Here is a 17,245-nt window from a genome sequence, read left to right as displayed (position 1 = left end):
TGTTAGCGCAAACAATATTAACGGGCGCGTCATATCCATGACTGGAGACCCCCCATGTCCGTATCCCCCCGCCCCTCACCGCGCAGAACCGCGATCGCGACGGCCGGCGCGCTCCTCTGCGCCGGCCTCGTGTCCACGGGTGGCGTGGCCGCCGCCGACAACGCGTGGTCGCCCAAGCCGTCGTACACCTCGACCGACAAGGGCGACGGCACCTACACCGTGCCGATCCTCAACTCGGACGTGCCGGACATCAGCGTGGAGCGCGTCCCGGCCGCCGAGAACAAGGAGCACCGGGACGTCTACTACATGATCAGCACCACGATGCACCTGAGCCCGGGCGCGCCCGTCATGAAGTCGTACGATCTCGTGAACTGGGAGATCGTCAACTACGTGTTCGACCGGGCCGACATCGGCGACGCGTTCTCGCTGCGCAACGGGCAGAACTCGTACGGCCAGGGCCAGTGGGCGTCGTCCCTCCGCTACCACGACGGCAGGTTCTACGCCGTCTTCAACACCAACAACCTCGGCGGCGCCTACCTCTACAGCACCGACGACGTCGAGAACGGCAAGTGGAAGCGCACGCCCCTCGGCCGCGGGCTGCACGACCCCTCGCTGTTCTTCGACGACGACGGCACGGCGTACATCTTCTACGGCTCCGGCAGCACGAGTGCCGTGCGCCTCAAGTCCGACATGTCGGGCATTGACAAGGATTTTCCGAGCATCTTCGCGGCGAGCGACTACGCCGGCAAGCCGTTCATCGGCGGCCTGTTCGAGGGCGCCCAGGTCTTCCACATCAACGGCTACTACTACGTGGTGATCATCACCTGGCCGTCCGGCCAGGGACGCCAGGTCGTCATGTTCCGCTCCAAGGACCTGCTCGGGCGCTACACCTCGGTGGACGGCACGAACACCTACGAGGCCCGCGGCGTGCTCAACTCCAACGGCTTCGCCCAGGGCAGCCTCGTGCCGATCTCGCGCGACGGAGGCGGCACCGACTGGTACGGCATGTTCTTCCGCGACAACTTCCCGATCGGGCGCACCCCGGCGCTCATCCCGGCGACGTGGCAGGACGGCTGGCCGGTCTTCGGGAACAACGGGGTCGTGCCGGTGGGCGGCGCGTTCGCCAAGCCGATCACGCTGAGCCCGGAGGAGGAGCGGCTCGAGCAGCAGAAGAGCATCGTCGCCTCCGACGACTTCGCCAACGACGCCCCGCACAAGGCGTACATGGACGAGGACTGGACGATCCCGCAGCCGCCCGCGTACGACCCCTCGCTCATCGGCGTCGAGCTGCTGCAGAACCCCGGGTTCGAGTCCGACGCGGTCTCGCCGTGGGGCACGCAGTACGGCGCGACGATCAGCCGCGACACGACCGGCCCGGCGGCGGGCTCGGCGGCGCTGAAGGTGAGCACCCGCACGCTCAACGGCTCCGGTCCGAACCAGTACCTGAACGGGAAGGTGCAGCGCGGTGTGACCTACACCGTGTCGGCGAAGGTCAGGTACACGTCGGGGCCGAGCAGCATCCGGTTCAACCTCGTGGCCGACTGGGGCACCGGCGTCCAGACGATGGCGTCCGGGAACGTTCCGATGGGCCAGTGGACGACGGTGACGGGCCAGTACACCGTTCCCACGACGGCGAACGTGGACAACTTCAAGTTCGCGGTGGAGACGCCGTGGGGCAACCCGCAGCCGGCGTCGTCGAGCGTGGAGTACCTGATCGACGACGTCTCCGTCGTCGGGCAGCCGGTGACGACCGAGTACCCCGCCAAGGAGGAGATCACCCCCAACGGGTCGCGCCTGGCCCCGGTGTGGGAGTGGAACCACGCCCCCGACAACCGGTACTGGTCGCTCACCGATCGCGACGGATGGCTGCGGCTGACGACCGGCAAAGTGGTCACCGGCAAGTACGTCTACACCAAGCTCTCCAACCGGGACGAGCTGACCTGGTTCGAGGAGGCGCGGAACACGCTCTCGCAGCGGACGTTCGGGCCCCGGCAGTCCGTCGAGACCAGGATGGACGTCTCCGCCATGAAGAACGGCGACGTCGCGGGCCTGGCCGCCTACAACCGCGGGTTCTCCTACATCGCGGTCAAGCGCGCCGACGGCCAGAACACGCTCGGCGTCGTCAACCGGGGGCAGCCGTTCGCGGTCGACATCGACCAGGCGGCGATCGAGAACTTCGTGCCGGGCACGACGGTTCCGCTCGGAGACGCGAGCCAGGTGTACGTGAAGGCGGACCTCGACTTCGCCTCACCGGCCGGACAGCTGTGGACGACGTTCTACTACAGCCTGGACGGGCTGAAGTGGACCCAGCTGGGCGGCCGCGTCGGCCCGCAGGCGCTGGACGGCAGCCTCTCGCACTTCATGGGGCACCGGGTCGGCCTGTTCGACTACGCGACGAAGGAGACCGGCGGCCACGTCGACTTCGACTACTACAAGCTCAGCGACACGCTGACCGCGCAGAACAAGCCGCTCGACACGAGCGCCCTCGACGCGGCCGTCGCGTACGCGGAGACGCTCGACAAGCGCGACTACCCCGCGGACGCCTGGTCCGCGACGCAGGCCGCGCTCGCCGACGCCAAGGCGGCGCGGGCCGGGCAGTTCGGCACCCAGAACCAGATCGACGCGCCCGAGCGGGCGCTCAGCTACCAGCTCGCCCGGCTCGGCACGCTCAAGGCCGCCTCGCCGGAGGTCAAGCTGACCGTCACCGCCGCCTCCCGCTGCATCGGCACCTCGGTGTACCTGGCGGTCACGGCCGTCAACGACTCCGATGTGCCGGCGACGGTGACGCTGACCACCCCGTACGGCTCCAAGACCGTGGCCGACGTGGCCCCGGGCAAGCAGGCCTACCAGTCCTTCAACACCCGGGCCGGGCAGATCGGCGCCGGCAAGGCGACCGTGGCCGGGACCGCGACGATCGGTGGCAGGCAGGTCACGACGTCCTACGACGCCGCCTACCCCGCGGCCGACTGCCGCTGACCCCACATCTCCCCGCAAAGTCCGAGGTCAAGGAGAATATTCGTGTTGAAGCGCGTCAGAAAGTCGGCCCTGCGACGGGTCGCCGCCGCGGCCGTGACCGGCGCCCTGCTGGCGACGGCGGTCGCCGCGACGACAGGGCCGGTGCAGGCCGCAGGCCAGAACATCATCGTGAACGGCGGGTTCGAGGACGGCCTCAGCAGCTGGTTCGTCAACAACGGGAACTCGACGGACGGCGCCACGCTGTCGCCCACGACGGACGCCTACGCCGGTTCGGGCGCTGTGCTCGTCACGAACCGGAAGACGACCGGATCCGGCCCGATGCAGGACCTGTCCGGCAAGGTGCAGGCCGGGAAGACGTACGCGATCACGGCCCGGGTGAAGTACGAGAACCCCAACAGCCCGGCGACCAAGCAGTTCTTCGCCACCATGCACTACGGCGGCTCGACGTACACGAACGTCGGCACGGTGACCGTGGCCCGCGGGCAGTGGGGGCTCATCCAGGGCACGTTCACGATCCCGGCGGGGCAGAGCGTCACGACCGCGCGGCTCTTCCTCGAGACGCCCTGGACGTCGAATCCCTCGTCCGCTCCGGACACGCACCTCATGGACTTCAAGGTCGACGACGTGTCGGTCTCGGAGTTCACCCCCTCGACGACCATCGAGGCGCTCGGCAAGAACCCGGGCGAGGGCAACCCGCTCATCTCGCACAAGTTCGGGGCGGACGGCAACGCCTTCGTCCACGACGGCCGCGTGTACATCTACATGACCAACGACACGCAGGAGTACAAGCCGGGCCCCACCGGGGTCTCTTCGACGAACACCTACGCCAGCATCAACACGATCACGGTCATCTCGTCCGACGACCTCATGAACTGGGTCGACCACGGCGAGATCCCCGTCGCCGGCCCTAACGGGGTCGCCCGCTACGCGAACAACTCGTGGGCCCCGGCCATGGAGAGCAAGGTCGTCGGCGGCAAGGAGAAGTTCTTCCTCTACTTCGCCAACAACGGCGGCGGCTCCGGCGTCATCGTCGGCGACTCGCCGGTGGGTCCGTGGCACGACGAGCGTGGCAACCTGCTCATCACGAGCGCGACGCCGGGCGCGTCCAACGGCATCAACTGGCTGTTCGACCCCGGCGTGTTCATCGACGACGACGGCCAGGGCTACCTCGTCTTCGGCGGTGGCGGCGACGACGGGACGCGCAGCGCCGAGAACACCAACCACCCGAAGTCCACGCGTGTGATCAAGCTCGGCGACGACATGATCAGCACGAAGGGCTCGGCGGAGGTCATCGACGCGCCGCTCGTGTTCGAGGCCGGCCACCTGTTCAAGCGCGCCGGCAAGTACTACTACTCGTACTCGTCGAACTTCGGGTTCGGCGGCACGGTCGACCCCAACGGCCCGCCGACCGGGGCGATCGCCTATCTCATGGCCGACAGCCCGATGGGCCCCTGGACCCCCGAGACGTACAAGGGGATCATCTTCAAGAACCCCGGCACCTACTTCGGCGCCGGTGGCAACAACCACCAGTCGGTGTTCCAGCTCAACGGCCAGTACTACTTCACCTACCACGCCCAGACGCTCAACAGCCGCATCACGGGCGGCGCCACCCAGGGCTTCCGCAGCCCGCACCTCGCCAAGCTCGACTTCAACGCCGACGGCACGATCAAGGAGGTGAGGGGCGACTACAAGGGCGTCGAGCAGATCCGCAACCTCGATCCGTACCGGGTCGTCGAGGCCGAGACGATCGCGTGGCAGCAGGGCATCGCGACCAAGAAGATCGACGGCGGGTCGGAGGAGTTCGGCGCGCAGGCGCCGAACCTCGCGGTGTACGACGTCGACAACGGCGACTGGACGTCGCTCGCCAAGGTCGACTTCGGCACGGCCGGCGCCACCGGCGTCACCGCGAAGGTGCGGCCGCTGGCCGCGGGCGGCAGGATCGAGGTCCGTCTCGACGGCCGCAACTCGCCCGTGGTGGCGACCATCCCCGTCGACGCTCCGCTCGGCGAGTGGACGAGGCTCTCCGCCAAGCTCGACGGGGTCAAGGGCGTGCACGACGTGTACTTCACCTACGCCGGGCCCGAGGGCGCGGACCTCTTCGAGATCGACTCCTGGGCCTTCGAGGCGGAGCAGTCCTCGCCGGAGGTCAAGCTCACCGTCACCGCCTCCTCCCGCTGCATCGGCACCTCGGTGTACCTGGCGGTCACGGCCGTGAACGACGGCGACGCGCCGGCGACGGTGACGCTGACCACCCCGTACGGCTCCAAGACCGTGGCCGACGTGGCCCCGGGCAAGCAGGCCTACCAGTCCTTCAACACTCGGGCCGGGCAGATCGGCGCGGGCAAGGCGACCGTGGCCGGGACCGCGACGATCGGCGGCAAGCAGGTCACGACGTCCTACGACGCCGCCTACACCGCGGCCGACTGCCGCTGACCGCCCCGGCCCCGCCCCCTCATAAATCGGAGTGATCACCCCATGCGAATGACCCGCACCACCCAGATACTCGCCGCCTCCGTGCTCGGCCTCACCCTCACCGGCATCGGCGTCTCCCCCGCCCTCGCCGACGACCCCGGCGCCGGCATCGACGTCTCGGTCACCATCACCCCCACCACCACCCCCGGCCAGATCTCCATGACCGTCGCCGACAACAACGGCGTCTCCCTCCAGGAGAACGGCTCCGACGCCACCGCCCGCCAGTTCGTCGGCACCCTGCCCACCGTCACCGTCACCGACACCCGCACACCCGCCGAGATCCCCGACGGCGAGTTCTGGGCCGTCGTCGGCCAGGCCAGCCAGTTCACCGCCACCGGCACCGGCATCGCCCCCATCGGCCCCGAATACCTCGGCTGGAAGCCCCGCCTGCTGTCCGACACCACCACCGGCGCCGTCGCCGCCGGCGAACCCGTCTCCAGCGTCATCTCCGACGGCTCCGGAGCCCCCACCGTCGGTCTGGAAGGCCAGGAACTCCTCGTCTCCACCGCCGACTCCGCCACCGAGATCGGTACCTCGAAGGTCAACGCCGACCTCGCCCTGCGCACCCCCGTCGACGTCGCCGCCGGCGAATACCACTCCACCCTCACCCTCTCCCTCTTCAACCAGTCCTGACCCAGCTCCTGACCGCAGGGTGCCCCGCGACGCGTGTCGCGGGGCACCTCGCTGCCGGGCGGCCGGAATGTCGGTGGCGGCGGCTACCTTCGTCGGCGACGGAAGGAGAGCGTCCGATGGTCACAGCCGACGACGTCCGGCAGGTCGCGCGGGCACTGCCGCGCACCGAGGAGGCACTGGTCCGCGACCACGTGAAGTTCCGGGTCAGGGGCATCGTGTACGCCTCCGTGTCCCCGGACGAGACCCTGATGGGCTTCGGGTTCCCCAAGGAGGAACGGGCGGCCCTCGTGGCCGCCGAGCCGGAGAAGTTCCTCATGCCCCTGCCCTCGGACGAGCGCTACCAGTGGGTCCGGGTCCGGCTGGCGGCCATCGACGTGGCCGAGATGCGGGAGCTCGTCACCGACGCCTGGCGGATGGTCGTCCCCAAGAAGGTGGCCGCCGCGTACGACTCGCTCTGACCCCCGCTCCGACCCCCGGGCTCCGCTCAGAGCCGGGCGCCGCCGTCGACCCGGAGCACGGCGCCGGTCACGAAGGAGGAGCGGTCGCTCAGCAGCCAGGCGGCGGCCTCGGCGATCTCGGCCGGGTCGGCCCCGCGGCGAAGCGGCGTCATCGCCGTGAGCCGCTCCTGGAGTCCGGGGGACTCGGCCTCCCAGGCGCGGATCATCTCGGTGAGCGTGTTGCCGGGAGCGATCGCGTTGACCCGGATGCCCTCGGGGCCGTAGGTGACGGCGGCCGACTCGGTGAGGCTGTTGACCGCCCGCTTCATCGCGGCGTAGGCCGGGAGTTCGGGGTTGCCTCCCCAGCTCCCGACGGACGAGTTGTTGACGATGGCGCCCGGGCCGGCCGTGGCCCGGATTGCCTCCACCTCGGCGGTCATGGCCAGCCAGACGCTCTTCAGGTTCACGGTGTAGACGTGGTCGAAGTCGGCCTCCGGCATCCGGTCCATCGGGCCGGGCTGCTGGATGGTCGCCCCGTTGTTGAAGGCGACGTCGAGCCGGCCGTACAGGTCCACCGCGCGGTTCACGGCGGCGCGCACGCTGGCGGCGTCGGCCAGGTCGCACACCACGTGGTCCGCGGTCCCGCCCGCCGCCCGGATCTCCTCGGTCACCGTCTTGAGCTGGGCCTCCGTCCGGGCCGCGAGCAGCACGCGGGCGCCCTCCCGGGCGAACATCCGCGCCGCCGCGGCTCCGATTCCGCGTCCGCCGCCGCTGACGAAGGCGACCTTGCCGGCCAGCAGGCCCGCACCGGTACGTGTGTTGTCCATGGCGACGAGCCTGCGCCGGTGGGCGCGGCCCATCCAGGCACCGGCGGTACCTGGATCGCCTCCGCGCGCCCGGCACACTGGAGGTATGGACCGACGAGAACTGGCCGCCTTCCTGCGCAGCAGGCGCGAGCGGATCAGCCCGGCCGACGTGGGACTGCCCGCCGGGACCAGGCGGCGCACCCCGGGCCTGCGCCGTGAGGAGGCGGCGCAACTGGCGTTCATCTCGACCGAGTACTACACCCGGCTGGAGCAGGCCCGCGGTCCGCGCCCGTCCCGTGAGGTGCTGGCCGGGCTGGCCCGGGCCCTGCGCCTGTCGGACGCCGAACGCGCCCACCTCCACCACCTCGCCGGCGCCCCGGCCGCCCCGCCGCCGGGGCCCCCGCGGGAGGTGCGGCAGAGCATCCTGGACCTGCTCCGGAGGCTGCCGCAGTCCGCCGCGTTCGTGACGTCCGCGACGCTCGAGGTGCTCGCGTGGAACGAGCTGGCGGCCGCCCTCATGGAGGACTTCTCGGCTCTGCCGAGGCGCGACCGCAACCTGGTGCGCCGCGTGTTCCTTGGGCCGGACCAAGGGGGACGGCGCCTGTACGGAGTCTCCGACGCCGACGCGTTCGCCCGCCACGCGGCCCGGCGGCTGCGCGCCGCCGCCGCCCGCTACCCCGGCGCGCCGGAGGTGACCGGGCTGGTGGACGAGCTCCTCGCGGGAAGCCCGGAGTTCGCCCGCCTGTGGGCGTCCCACGAGGTGGAGGGCCCGCCGACGCTGTGCAAGACCTTCCGGCACCCGATGGTCGGCCCGGTCACCGTCAGCTGCGACGCCCTCGACATCGCCGACCGCGACCAGCAGATGGTGATCTACACCGCCGTCCCCGGCTCGCCGTCCGAGGAGGCGCTGCGGCTGCTGTCGGTCATCGGCACCCAGCGGATGGACGCCCCTCGCTGAGCCGCGCATGTCGTTCACGCCGGCTTATCGATGCCCGCGGTCGTTCAGGGCGACGTCGGGGTGATCCATAAGCGTGGGTGATGAATCCGGCGCGGCGGAACCGGGCGAGGGGAGGATGCGGGGCGTCCTGTTCGACGGAGCGAGGAGCCGTGATGACGTCGTCTTTTCCAGCATCGCCTTTTCCAGAATCGACCGTGCTGGGGTATCCGAGGATCGGACCCGATCGGGAGTTGAAGCGGGCGCTGGAGGCGTACTGGGAGGGCCGTTCGGACCGCGCGGCCCTGGAGGAGGTGGCGCGGCGGCTGCGGGAGGACACCTGGCGGCGGCTGGCGGAGCTGGGTCTGGGCGGGTCGCCGTCGAACACCTTCTCCTACTACGACCACGTCCTCGACACGGCCGTGCTGCTGGGCGCGGTGCCCGAGCGCTACCGGCACGACGACGACCTGACCGCCTACTTCGCGATGGCCCGCGGCGCCGAGGGGCTGCCCCCGCTGCGGATGACCAAGTGGTTCGACACCAACTACCACTACATCGTCCCCGAGATCGGCCCGGAGACAATCTTCTCCCTCGACGCCGCCAAGCCGCTCTCGGAGGTCCGCGAGGCTCGCGCGCTGGGCCTCGAGACGCGGCCGGTGCTGGTCGGGCCGGTGACGTTCCTCCTGCTGTCGCAGGCCGCGGCGGGAAGCCCGGACGGCTTCGCGCCGCTCGACCGGCTGGACGACGCGGTCGAGGTGTACGGACGCCTGCTGGGCGCGCTCGCCGCGGAGGGCGTCGGCTGGGTGCAGCTCGACGAGCCCGCGCTGGTCGCCGACCGGACTCCCGCCGAACTCGCCGCGGTCGAGGCGGCGTACGGCCGGCTCGGCGGACTGGCGGAACGGCCCGCGCTTCTGGTCGCCGCCTACTTCGGGGACCTCGGCGAGGCGCTGCCCGTGCTGGCGCGGACGCCGGTCGAGGCCGTGGCCCTGGATCTCGTCCGGGGCACGCCCGGTGACGTGGGTCTCCTGGCCGGCAAGACGGTCGTCGCCGGTGTCGTGTCGGGCCGGGACGTGTGGCGCACCGACCGGGACCGGGCACTGGCCACGCTGCGCACCGCACGGGAGCGGGCGGGACGGGTCGCGGTCGCCACCTCGTGCTCGCTCCTGCACGTGCCGTACGACGTGGAGCGGGAGACCGGCCTCGATCCCGCCCTGCGGGGCCGGCTGGCGTTCGCCGAGCAGAAGGTCGCCGAGGTGGTCGAGCTGGCGCACCTGCTCGTCGAGGGCCCCGGCGCCGACGTCCCCCGCCTCTCCGCGCCGCAGGCGCGGCCCTCCACGTCCGGGGCCCGGGTGACAGAGACCCGGGCGCCGGAGGGGGGCCGGGCGCCCTACGCCGTACGGGCGGCGGCGCAGGCCGAGCGCCTGAAGCTGCCGCTCCTCCCGGTCACCACGATCGGCTCGTTCCCGCAGACGGGGCAACTGCGCCGGGCCAGGGCTGCGCTGGCGGCCGGGGAGATCGGCGAGGCGGCGTACGAGGACATGGTCCGCGCCGAGATCGAGCACGTCATCGCGGTGCAGGAGCGGCTGGGGCTGGACGTCCTCGTGCACGGAGAGCCCGAACGCAACGACATGGTGCAGTACTTCGCCGAGCATCTCGACGGCTTCGCGGTCACCCGGCACGGCTGGGTCCAGTCGTACGGCTCGCGCTGCACCCGGCCGCCCATCCTGCACGGCGACGTGCGGCGGCCGGAGCCGATGACCGTGCGCTGGGCGCGGTACGCGCAGTCGCTGACGAGCAGGCCGGTCAAGGGCATGCTCACCGGCCCGGTCACGATCGTGGCGTGGTCGTTCGTCCGCGACGACCTGCCGCTGCGCGACGTGGTCCTCCAGGTCGCCGACGCCGTCCGCGAGGAGGTGCGCGACCTGGAGGAGGCGGGCATCGGGGTGATCCAGGTCGACGAGCCGGCCCTGCGCGAACTGCTGCCGCTGCGCCGGGCCGGGCAGGCCGCCTACCTGGAGTGGGCCGTCGCGGCCTACCGCTGGGCGACCTCCGGCGCCGGCGATCACACCCAGATCCACACGCACCTGTGCTATTCGGACGCCGACCAGATCCTCGCCGCGATCGACGCCCTCGACGCGGACGTGACCAGCGTCGAGTCGGCCCGCTCACGTGGCCGGGTGCTCGCTGTGATGGCCAGTGGGGTCGCCGGTGGGGACGGCCGCGGCTTCGGCCGGGGGCTCGGCCCCGGGGTCTACGACATCCACTCGCCGCGCGTGCCCGGCGCCGACGAGGTGGAGCGGCTCCTGGAGGAGGCCCTGCGGGTGGTGCCCGCCGACCGGCTGTGGGTCAACCCCGACTGCGGCCTGAAGACCCGGTCGCACGAGCAGGTCGAGGCCGCGCTCGCCAACGTGGCCGAGGCCGCGGCCCGCCTCCGCGAGCGGCACACTTCTCGGTAGCGGCACACCCCTCGGTAGCGGCACGGCCGAGGCCGCTCACCGCGGTGAGGCGGGACGCCGGGGCGAGACCAGGCCGGACTCGTAGGCGAAGACGACGAGCTGGGCGCGGTCGCGCGCGCCCAGCTTGGTCATCGCCCTGCTCACGTGGGTCTTCGCGGTGAAGGGGCTGATCACCATGTGGGCGGCGATCTCCTCGTTGGTGAGGCCGCGGGCGACCAGGGCGACGACCTCCCGCTCCCGGTTGGTGAGCGCGTCCAGGGTGGCCGCCGGCGCGGCGTCCGGCGGGCGGGAGACGTACTCGCTGATCAGCGTCCGGGTGACGGCGGGGGAGAGCAGGGCGTCACCCCGCGCGGCGACCCTGAGGGCCTGGAGAAGCTCCACCGGATCGGTGTCCTTGAGCAGGAACCCGCTCGCGCCCGCCCGCAGCGCGTCGAAGACGTACCGGTCGAGGCCGTAGTTCGTGAGGATCACGACCCGGGTGGGGGCCAGCCGGGGATCGGCGGCGATCCGCCGGGTCGTCTCGATGCCGTCCATCACGGGCATCTGGATGTCGACGAGGGCGACGTCGGGCACGTGCCGCTCGGCCAGGGCCAGGCCCTGGGCGCCGTCGCCCGCCTCGCCGACCACCTCCACGCCGTCCTCGGCGTCGAGCAGCGCCCGGAAGCCCGCCCGGATGAGCGCCTGGTCGTCCACCAGCAGCACCCTGATCACGCCGCTCCCTCCCGCAGGGGAAGCTCGGCGTGGACGCGGAAGCCGCCCCCCGCTCCCGGGCCGGCCTGGATGTGCCCGCCGAGCGCGGACACCCGCTCGCGCATGCCGGTGAGTCCCACCCCCGGCTCATGTGCCGCGTCCGCGGCGCCGGTCCCGCCCCGGCCGTCGTCCTCGACGCGTACGACGAGGGCGTCCGGCTGGTAACCGACGTGTACGGAGGCCGACGCGGGCCCCGCGTGGCGGGCGACGTTGGTGAGCGCCTCCTGCACGATCCGATAGGCCGCGAGATCCACCTCCGGCGGCAGGCGGCGGGGCGTGCCGGTGACCGCCAGCGTGGCCGGCACGCCCGCCGACCGGGCCCGCTCGACCAGCTCGCCGATCCGCCCGGCGCGGTCCTCCTCGCCGCCGCCCTCCTCGCCGGGCTCGCGCAGCACCTCCAGCGTCGCGCGCAGCTCCCGCATGGCGTCCGCGCTCGCGTCCTGGATCGCCAGCAGCGCGGCCGGCACCTCCTCGCCCCGCTTGCGCGCCAGGTGGACGGCCACGCCCGCCTGCACCTTGATGATCGAAATGCTGTGGGTGAGCGAGTCGTGCAACTCCCTGGCGATGCGCAGCCGCTCCTCGCCCGCCCGGCGCAGCGCGACCTCCTCGCGGGTGCGCTCCGCCTCGGCGGCCCGCTGCTCGGCCTGGCGCAGGTACGCCCGGCGCTGCCGCGACACGATGCCCGCTACGTTGGCCGCGACGAACCAGCCGACCAGCAGACCGGTCCGGTCCAGGACCTCGCGCGGGGTCCGCGTGCCGAGGTCGGCCAGCTCCGCCAGCAGGGCGCCGCCGAGGTAGACCGCGCTCGCCGACAGCGCCCACACACGCCGCCCGGCACTCGCCGCCGAGTAGACGGTGATCAGGACGGGCAACGTGGGCGCGGTCTCCGGATACACCACCTGGGCGTAGCCGAACATGCAGGCCGTCGCGACGGCCATCGCCGCGACCGGCGCGGCCCGCCGCGCGGTCACGGCGGCGCACCCGCCCACCAGGAGCAGATAACCGATCACCCCCACCCGCGCCGGGCTGTTCGGGGCGCCGGGGATCAGGGTGCCGGCCACGAGCAGCGCCGCCAGGACGGCCGCCGCCGCCCCGTCCTCGGCGTACGGCCGCAGGCCGCGATCACGCTCCATGTCCCGAAGCGTAAACCGCGTCCGGTTCGTCCGCCTCCTCCCGGCGGACCCTTCGGGCGCTACTCCCGCTGGAGTACGCCGGGCCGCGTTCACTTGCCGGGGGAGCGGCCCGCGGACTCTCCCGCCGTACGACGACTCGGCGGGCCGTGACCGGCAGGATCGGCGCCGGACAGTTCAATCCCAGGGAGGCCGATATGCCGACGCCGTACCGCTATGTGACCCCCGTGCCCGTGGAGGCGGCCACCGGGCGGGTGGCGGAGGTCTACCACCAGATCGCCCGCGACTTCGGTATGACCCGGATGCCGCTCTTCCTGACGTTGTCGCCGGCGCCGGACGTGCTGGCCGCCACCTGGGCGCTGCTGCGCGAGTCGCTGCTCGTGGGCGAGGCGCCCAGGGCGGCCAAGGAGGTCGTCGCTGCCGGGGTGTCGCTGGCCAACGAATGTCCGTTCTGCGTGGACGCGCACACCATGCTCCTGCACGCGACCGGCGAGCACCGGCTGGCCGAGACGCTCGCGCGAGGCGAACGGCCGCCGGATCCGGAGCACGCGCGGCTGTTCGACTGGGCCACCGGCACAACCGGCGGCGGGCGGACGCCGCCGTGCCCTCCGGAGCAGGCCAACGAGCACATCGGCACCGCGCTCGCGTTCCACTTCATCAACCGCATGGTGTCGTCCCTGCTCACCGCCGACCTCCTGCCGGCCGGTCTGCAGCGGTCCCGGCTGGTGCGCCGCCTGGGCGGCGGAGCCCTGTCCAGAGCGGTGCGCCGGAGGCTGCCGCGTGGGGAGGCGCTGCCCCTGTTGCGCGGGCTGCCGGCGTACCGGGACCCCGGCTGGGCCGCGGGCGCCCCGATGGGCGCCGCGTTCGCGGCACTGCTGGCCTGCGCGGGAGAAGGGGCCGCCCTGCTGGACGACGAGGCGGTGGAGGCGGTCCTGGAGGCCGTCGCCGTCTGGGACGGCGGGCATCCTCCGCTGTCCGGGTGGCCGGCCGGGCCGCTCGCGGACGTCGCCCCCGCGCGGCGCCCGGCCGCCAGGCTCGCGCTGCTCGCCGCCCTCGCGCCGTACCGGGTGACCGACGCGGACGTCGCCGCGTGGCGGGAGGCCGGGCGCGGCCGGTCCGACGCCGACCTCGTACGGCTGCTGGCGTTCGGGGCGATCTCCGCGGTCGAGCGGGTCGAGGCGGGGGTCGCCGCCACCGCCTAGACACGGCTCAGACCCGGCCTGGACCCGCCTAGACCTCCAGTTCGCCCGACCAGATGGTCACGGCGTGGCCGGCGAGTTCGACGCGGTCACCCTGCGGGGTCGTGCGCACGGTGGTGCGCACGGTCCCGCCGCGCTCCGACACCTGCTCGCCGACGAGCGCGTCCCGGCCCAGCCTGGCCGACCAGTACGGCGCGAGCACGCAGTGGGCCGAGCCGGTGACGGGGTCCTCCGGCACGCCCGCCCGCGGGGCGAAGAACCGTGACACGTAGTCGGCGGAGGTGCCCTCGCCGGAGGCCGTCACGATGACGCCGCGGGCCTCCACCCCGATCAGTCGCTCCATGTCCGGGTGCACGGCCCGCACGTCAGCGACGGACCCGACCTCGACCAGGAGGTCGAACTCGCTGCGCCCGGTCCACACCGGAGTGACGCCGAGAGCCTCGACGAGGCCGTCCGGCGGCGGGCCGGGTGTGGCCGGCTTCGCCGGGAAGTCCATCGCGATCAGGCCGTCACCGGTCTGCTCGGTGGCGAGCACCCCGCTCCTCGTGGCGAACTCCAGTCGCCCGGACTCGCCAATGGAATACAGGACGTGTGCGGCCGCCAGGGTCGCGTGCCCGCACAGCGCGACCTCGACGGCCGGGGTGAACCAGCGCAGCGAGCGCGGCCCGTCGTCCTGCGGCAGCACGAAGGCCGTCTCCGAGTGGCGCATCTCGGCGGCGACGGCCTGCATCCACTCGTCCGGCACGGTGTCGTCGAGGAGGCAGACCGCCGCCGGGTTGCCCCGGAACGGCCGGTCGGTGAAGGAGTCAACGGTGAAGACGCGCATGCCGGCTGATTCTACGGTCGCCCCGCGCGATCAGGCGGTCAGGTGGGGTGGCCGAGGGCGGCGAGGGTCTCCCGGGCGACCTGAAGCTCCTCGCGCGGCCGTACGACGAGGACCGGCACCCGGGCGCCCTCCGGGCTGACGACGCCGTCCCGGTCCACGGCGCCGACGGCGGGAGGCGCCACGCCGAGCGGCGACAGCCTCCGGCACACCGCCTCACGCACCTCGGGCTGGTCCCAGCCGATCTCGCCGGTGAACACGAGCGCGTCGAGCCGGTCCAGGGCGGCGGTCGAGGCGGCGATCTCGCGGCTCACCCGGTGGGCGAACACGTCGAGCGCCAGCGCGGCGGCCGGAGCGCCCGAAGCGACGAGGTCGCGGGTGTCCCCGGACAGGCCGTCGGAGAGTCCGAGCAGCCCGGACGAGTGCTCCAGCCCGTCGCGCAGCTCCTCCAGTGTGAGCCGCGATCCGGACAGCAGCCACAGGAGCATGCCGGGATCGACGCTGCCCGACCGTTTGCTCATGGGCACCCCCTCCAGGGGCGTGAACCCCATGGAGGTGTCCACGCTCCGCCCGGCCCGTACGGCGGACACCGAGCATCCGCCGCCGAGATGCGTGACGACGAGCCGCATGTCCTCGCGCCCGAGCAGCTCCGCCGCCCGCCGGGTCGCCCAGGCGTACGACAGCCCGTGGAAGCCGTACCGGCGCAGGCCCCAGCGACGCCGCCACTCGGCGGGCAGCGCGTAGGTGGCGGCGGCGTCGGGCAGTTCCGCGTGGAAGGCGGTGTCGGGGCAGAGCACGTGGGGCACGGACGGCAGCACCCGCCGGGCCGCCTCGGCCAGGGCGAGCGCGGGCGGCACGTGCAGCGGCGCGAGGTCGGCGTAGCCGCGCACCGCCTCCACCACCGCGTCGTCGGCGATCGTGGGCGCGCGCACGGCCTCCCCGCCGTGCACGAGCCGATGACCGACCGCGGTGACCTCCGCACCGGTGCCGGACAGGGCGCCGGACAGGAAGTCCGACAGCGTGCGCTCCGCGGCGGCGGGGTCGGGACTCTGTTCGCTGTGCTCGCCGCGCAGCACCCGGCCCTCCCGCACGAGGTGCAGCTGGAGGCTGGAGGAGCCGGCGTTGACCGTGAGCACGACCGGTGTCATGGCGATCCGTCTCCCCGGCGTCCCGCCCCGCAAACACGTCAGGCCGGCCGGCAGGTGACCGTGGGCCAGGTCCGGTTTCCGTTGTGCCTGATCGACACGCCCCACGTGTCGCCGTGACCGTCGGGCCGGGCCGTCATGACGCTCCGGGCGGAGTTCACGGTGGTGGCGGCGTTCCAGGCCGAGATGAACCTCTCCGGGTACGGCAGGGTCATGGTCACGATCCAGTCGTCCGAACCTGTGACGGTGACGACGAGGTCGTACCGGTCGAACCACTTCGGACCCGCCTTGAGGGTCGCGGTGCAACTCCCGGCGGGCGGCGTGGGGCTCGGGCTCACCGGCGGGGTGGGGCTCGGCGAGGGGTCGGTGCCGGCGGCGTTGAGGGCGTCCAGCACGGCGGTGTACGCGGGCTTCTTGCCGCCGTTGCCGTCGAAGAGCAGCGGGGTGTCACTCGACCGCCAGGAGTCGGGGTCGCGGACGCCCCACACGGTGATGCCGTTGCACCGCGGCACCGCCAGGCAGTCGTTCACCACGTTGGCGTACGTCGTGGCCGGGGCGCCCTGGATGTCCAGCTCGGTGATCTGGACGTCGACGCCGAGCGCGGCGAAGTTCCGCAGCGTGGTGCGGAAGTCGGCGCTGTACGGGGTGAGGCTGTTGAAGTGGGCCTGGAAGCCGACGCAGTCGATGGGCACGCCGCGGGACGTGAAGTCCTTGACCATGTTGTAGACGCCCTGCGTCTTCGCCCAGGACCAGTTCTCGATGTTGTAGTCGTTGTAGCAGAGCTTGGCGGCCGGGTCGGCGGCCCGCGCGGTGCGGAACGCCACCTCGATCCAGTCGTCGCCGGTCCGCTGCCAGTTGGAGTCGCGCCGCCCGCCGGTGCTGTCGGAGAAGGCCTCGTTGACCACGTCCCAGGCGTAGATCTTGCCCTTGTAGTGGGACATCACTCCGTTGATGTGGTCGATCATCGCCTGGCGGAGCGCGCTGCCGGTGAGGCTCTGCAACCACGAGGGCTCCGCCGCGTGCCACACCAGGGTGTGGCCGCGGACCCGCTTGCCGTTCTGCACGGCCCAGTCGAAGATCCGGTCGGCGGCGGTGAAGACGAACTGGCCCTGCCGGGGCTCGGTGGCGTCGAGCTTCATCTCGTTCTCGGGCGTCACCATGTCGAACTCGCGGCCGGCGATCGTGGTGTACGCCGAATCGCCGAGCTTGCTCGCACTGATCGCGGTGCCGAAGTAACGCCCACTGCGGGCCGCCGCCGTGCCCAGGGTCGTACCGGGGGGCGGAGCCGTGCTGGTGCTCGCGACGGGTGCCGAACCGGCGGCGTCCGCGCCGGTCGTCCCCGCGACCGCGATACCCAAGGAGAGCGCCGCGACCACGCCCGCGACGAGCGCGCGGCGCACGCCGGGGGCGGCTGACGGTGCCAGGACACTGGGACGTTTCACGGTGGTACGTCCTTCCTCTGGGATCCTGAGCCATGACCAGGT

At 72.4% G+C, this 17,245-nt stretch carries 13 protein-coding genes; 7 read left to right on the top strand and 6 right to left on the bottom strand.

The genetic code is table 11. From position 1 onward, the window contains the following. Positions 1-54 precede the first annotated feature (54 nt). From FED44_RS25155 to FED44_RS25140, 4 genes are all read left to right on the top strand, one after another. Positions 55-2,976, top strand: a complete 2,922-nt coding sequence (locus FED44_RS25155; RefSeq protein ID WP_138462256.1) for a family 43 glycosylhydrolase — start codon at positions 55-57, stop codon at positions 2,974-2,976. A gap of 42 nt (positions 2,977-3,018) precedes the next feature. Then, complete coding sequence (locus FED44_RS25150; RefSeq protein WP_138462255.1) at positions 3,019-5,409, top strand: family 43 glycosylhydrolase; 2,391 nt, start codon at positions 3,019-3,021, stop codon at positions 5,407-5,409. Positions 5,410-5,451: 42 nt separating this feature from the next. After that, the gene (locus tag FED44_RS25145; protein WP_208759151.1) at positions 5,452-6,081 is read left to right on the top strand and encodes a hypothetical protein; all 630 of its coding nucleotides are present in this window, start codon (positions 5,452-5,454) and stop codon (positions 6,079-6,081) included. 116 nt (positions 6,082-6,197) lie between these two features. Then, on the top strand, positions 6,198-6,539 hold the full coding sequence (locus tag FED44_RS25140; protein WP_117408795.1) for an MmcQ/YjbR family DNA-binding protein: 342 nt from the start codon (positions 6,198-6,200) through the stop codon (positions 6,537-6,539). A 26-nt stretch (positions 6,540-6,565) separates the two neighbouring features. Here the strand turns inward: FED44_RS25140 and FED44_RS25135 are convergent, their stop codons facing one another. Then, entirely contained in the window at positions 6,566-7,345 is a 780-nt protein-coding gene (locus tag FED44_RS25135; RefSeq protein WP_138462254.1) for an SDR family NAD(P)-dependent oxidoreductase, read from the bottom strand. An 85-nt stretch (positions 7,346-7,430) separates the two neighbouring features. On the opposite strand from FED44_RS25135, the gene FED44_RS25130 reads away from it, so the two are divergent. Together FED44_RS25130 and metE are read left to right on the top strand one after the other, a co-directional pair. Beyond that, a complete protein-coding gene (locus FED44_RS25130) occupies positions 7,431-8,282 on the top strand; it encodes a helix-turn-helix transcriptional regulator (RefSeq protein ID WP_138462253.1) in 852 nt (283 codons plus the stop codon). A 152-nt stretch (positions 8,283-8,434) separates the two neighbouring features. Further along, positions 8,435-10,714, top strand: a complete 2,280-nt coding sequence (metE, locus tag FED44_RS25125; RefSeq protein WP_138462252.1) for a 5-methyltetrahydropteroyltriglutamate--homocysteine S-methyltransferase — start codon at positions 8,435-8,437, stop codon at positions 10,712-10,714. A 36-nt stretch (positions 10,715-10,750) separates the two neighbouring features. On the opposite strand, the gene FED44_RS25120 is transcribed toward metE, so the two are convergent. Both FED44_RS25120 and FED44_RS25115 read right to left on the bottom strand, forming a co-directional pair. After that, entirely contained in the window at positions 10,751-11,425 is a 675-nt protein-coding gene (locus FED44_RS25120; RefSeq protein ID WP_117408792.1) for a response regulator, read from the bottom strand. After that, positions 11,422-12,597 carry a sensor histidine kinase gene (locus FED44_RS25115; protein WP_117408791.1) on the bottom strand — a complete coding sequence of 392 codons (1,176 nt, stop codon included), beginning with the start codon at positions 12,595-12,597 and terminating at the stop codon, positions 11,422-11,424. Before FED44_RS25115 ends, FED44_RS25120 begins: the two co-directional genes overlap by 4 nt. Positions 12,598-12,791: 194 nt before the next feature. On the opposite strand from FED44_RS25115, the gene FED44_RS25110 reads away from it, so the two are divergent. Next, positions 12,792-13,796 (top strand): carboxymuconolactone decarboxylase family protein, encoded by a 1,005-nt coding sequence (locus FED44_RS25110; protein WP_117408790.1) that lies wholly within the window; start codon positions 12,792-12,794, stop codon positions 13,794-13,796. 28 nt (positions 13,797-13,824) lie between these two features. Here the strand turns inward: FED44_RS25110 and FED44_RS25105 are convergent, their stop codons facing one another. From FED44_RS25105 to FED44_RS25095, 3 genes are read right to left on the bottom strand one after another with little or no spacing between them, the layout of a single operon-like run. After that, positions 13,825-14,619, bottom strand: coding sequence for a PhzF family phenazine biosynthesis protein (locus FED44_RS25105; protein ID WP_138462251.1), 795 nt, complete (start codon positions 14,617-14,619; stop codon positions 13,825-13,827). 38 nt (positions 14,620-14,657) lie between these two features. Further along, positions 14,658-15,764, bottom strand: coding sequence for an acetate/propionate family kinase (locus FED44_RS25100; RefSeq protein WP_138462250.1), 1,107 nt, complete (start codon positions 15,762-15,764; stop codon positions 14,658-14,660). Between the two features lie 38 nt (positions 15,765-15,802). Beyond that, positions 15,803-17,203 (bottom strand): glycoside hydrolase family 10 protein, encoded by a 1,401-nt coding sequence (locus FED44_RS25095; RefSeq protein ID WP_244302244.1) that lies wholly within the window; start codon positions 17,201-17,203, stop codon positions 15,803-15,805. Between the last annotated feature and the right edge of the window lie 42 nt (positions 17,204-17,245).

Origin of the sequence: Microbispora triticiradicis (assembly GCF_005864065.1) — a bacterium.
GTDB lineage: Bacteria > Actinomycetota > Actinomycetes > Streptosporangiales > Streptosporangiaceae > Microbispora > Microbispora triticiradicis.
The sequence above is the reverse complement of the archived record's forward strand: the minus strand, read 5'-3'. Positions and strand labels throughout refer to the sequence as shown.

Bases quoted from the DNA above. Each gene is read 5' to 3' on its own strand.
- FED44_RS25100 (WP_138462250.1), bottom strand. From the start codon at position 15,764: ATGACACCGGTCGTGCTCACGGTCAACGCCGGCTCCTCCAGCCTCCAG.
- FED44_RS25140 (WP_117408795.1), top strand. From the start codon at position 6,198: ATGGTCACAGCCGACGACGTCCGGCAGGTCGCGCGGGCACTGCCGCGC.
- FED44_RS25105 (WP_138462251.1), bottom strand. From the start codon at position 14,619: ATGCGCGTCTTCACCGTTGACTCCTTCACCGACCGGCCGTTCCGGGGC.
- FED44_RS25110 (WP_117408790.1), top strand. From the start codon at position 12,792: ATGCCGACGCCGTACCGCTATGTGACCCCCGTGCCCGTGGAGGCGGCC.
- FED44_RS25155 (WP_138462256.1), top strand. From the start codon at position 55: ATGTCCGTATCCCCCCGCCCCTCACCGCGCAGAACCGCGATCGCGACG.
- metE (WP_138462252.1), top strand. From the start codon at position 8,435: ATGACGTCGTCTTTTCCAGCATCGCCTTTTCCAGAATCGACCGTGCTG.
- FED44_RS25145 (WP_208759151.1), top strand. From the start codon at position 5,452: ATGCGAATGACCCGCACCACCCAGATACTCGCCGCCTCCGTGCTCGGC.
- FED44_RS25115 (WP_117408791.1), bottom strand. From the start codon at position 12,597: ATGGAGCGTGATCGCGGCCTGCGGCCGTACGCCGAGGACGGGGCGGCG.
- FED44_RS25130 (WP_138462253.1), top strand. From the start codon at position 7,431: ATGGACCGACGAGAACTGGCCGCCTTCCTGCGCAGCAGGCGCGAGCGG.
- FED44_RS25135 (WP_138462254.1), bottom strand. From the start codon at position 7,345: ATGGACAACACACGTACCGGTGCGGGCCTGCTGGCCGGCAAGGTCGCC.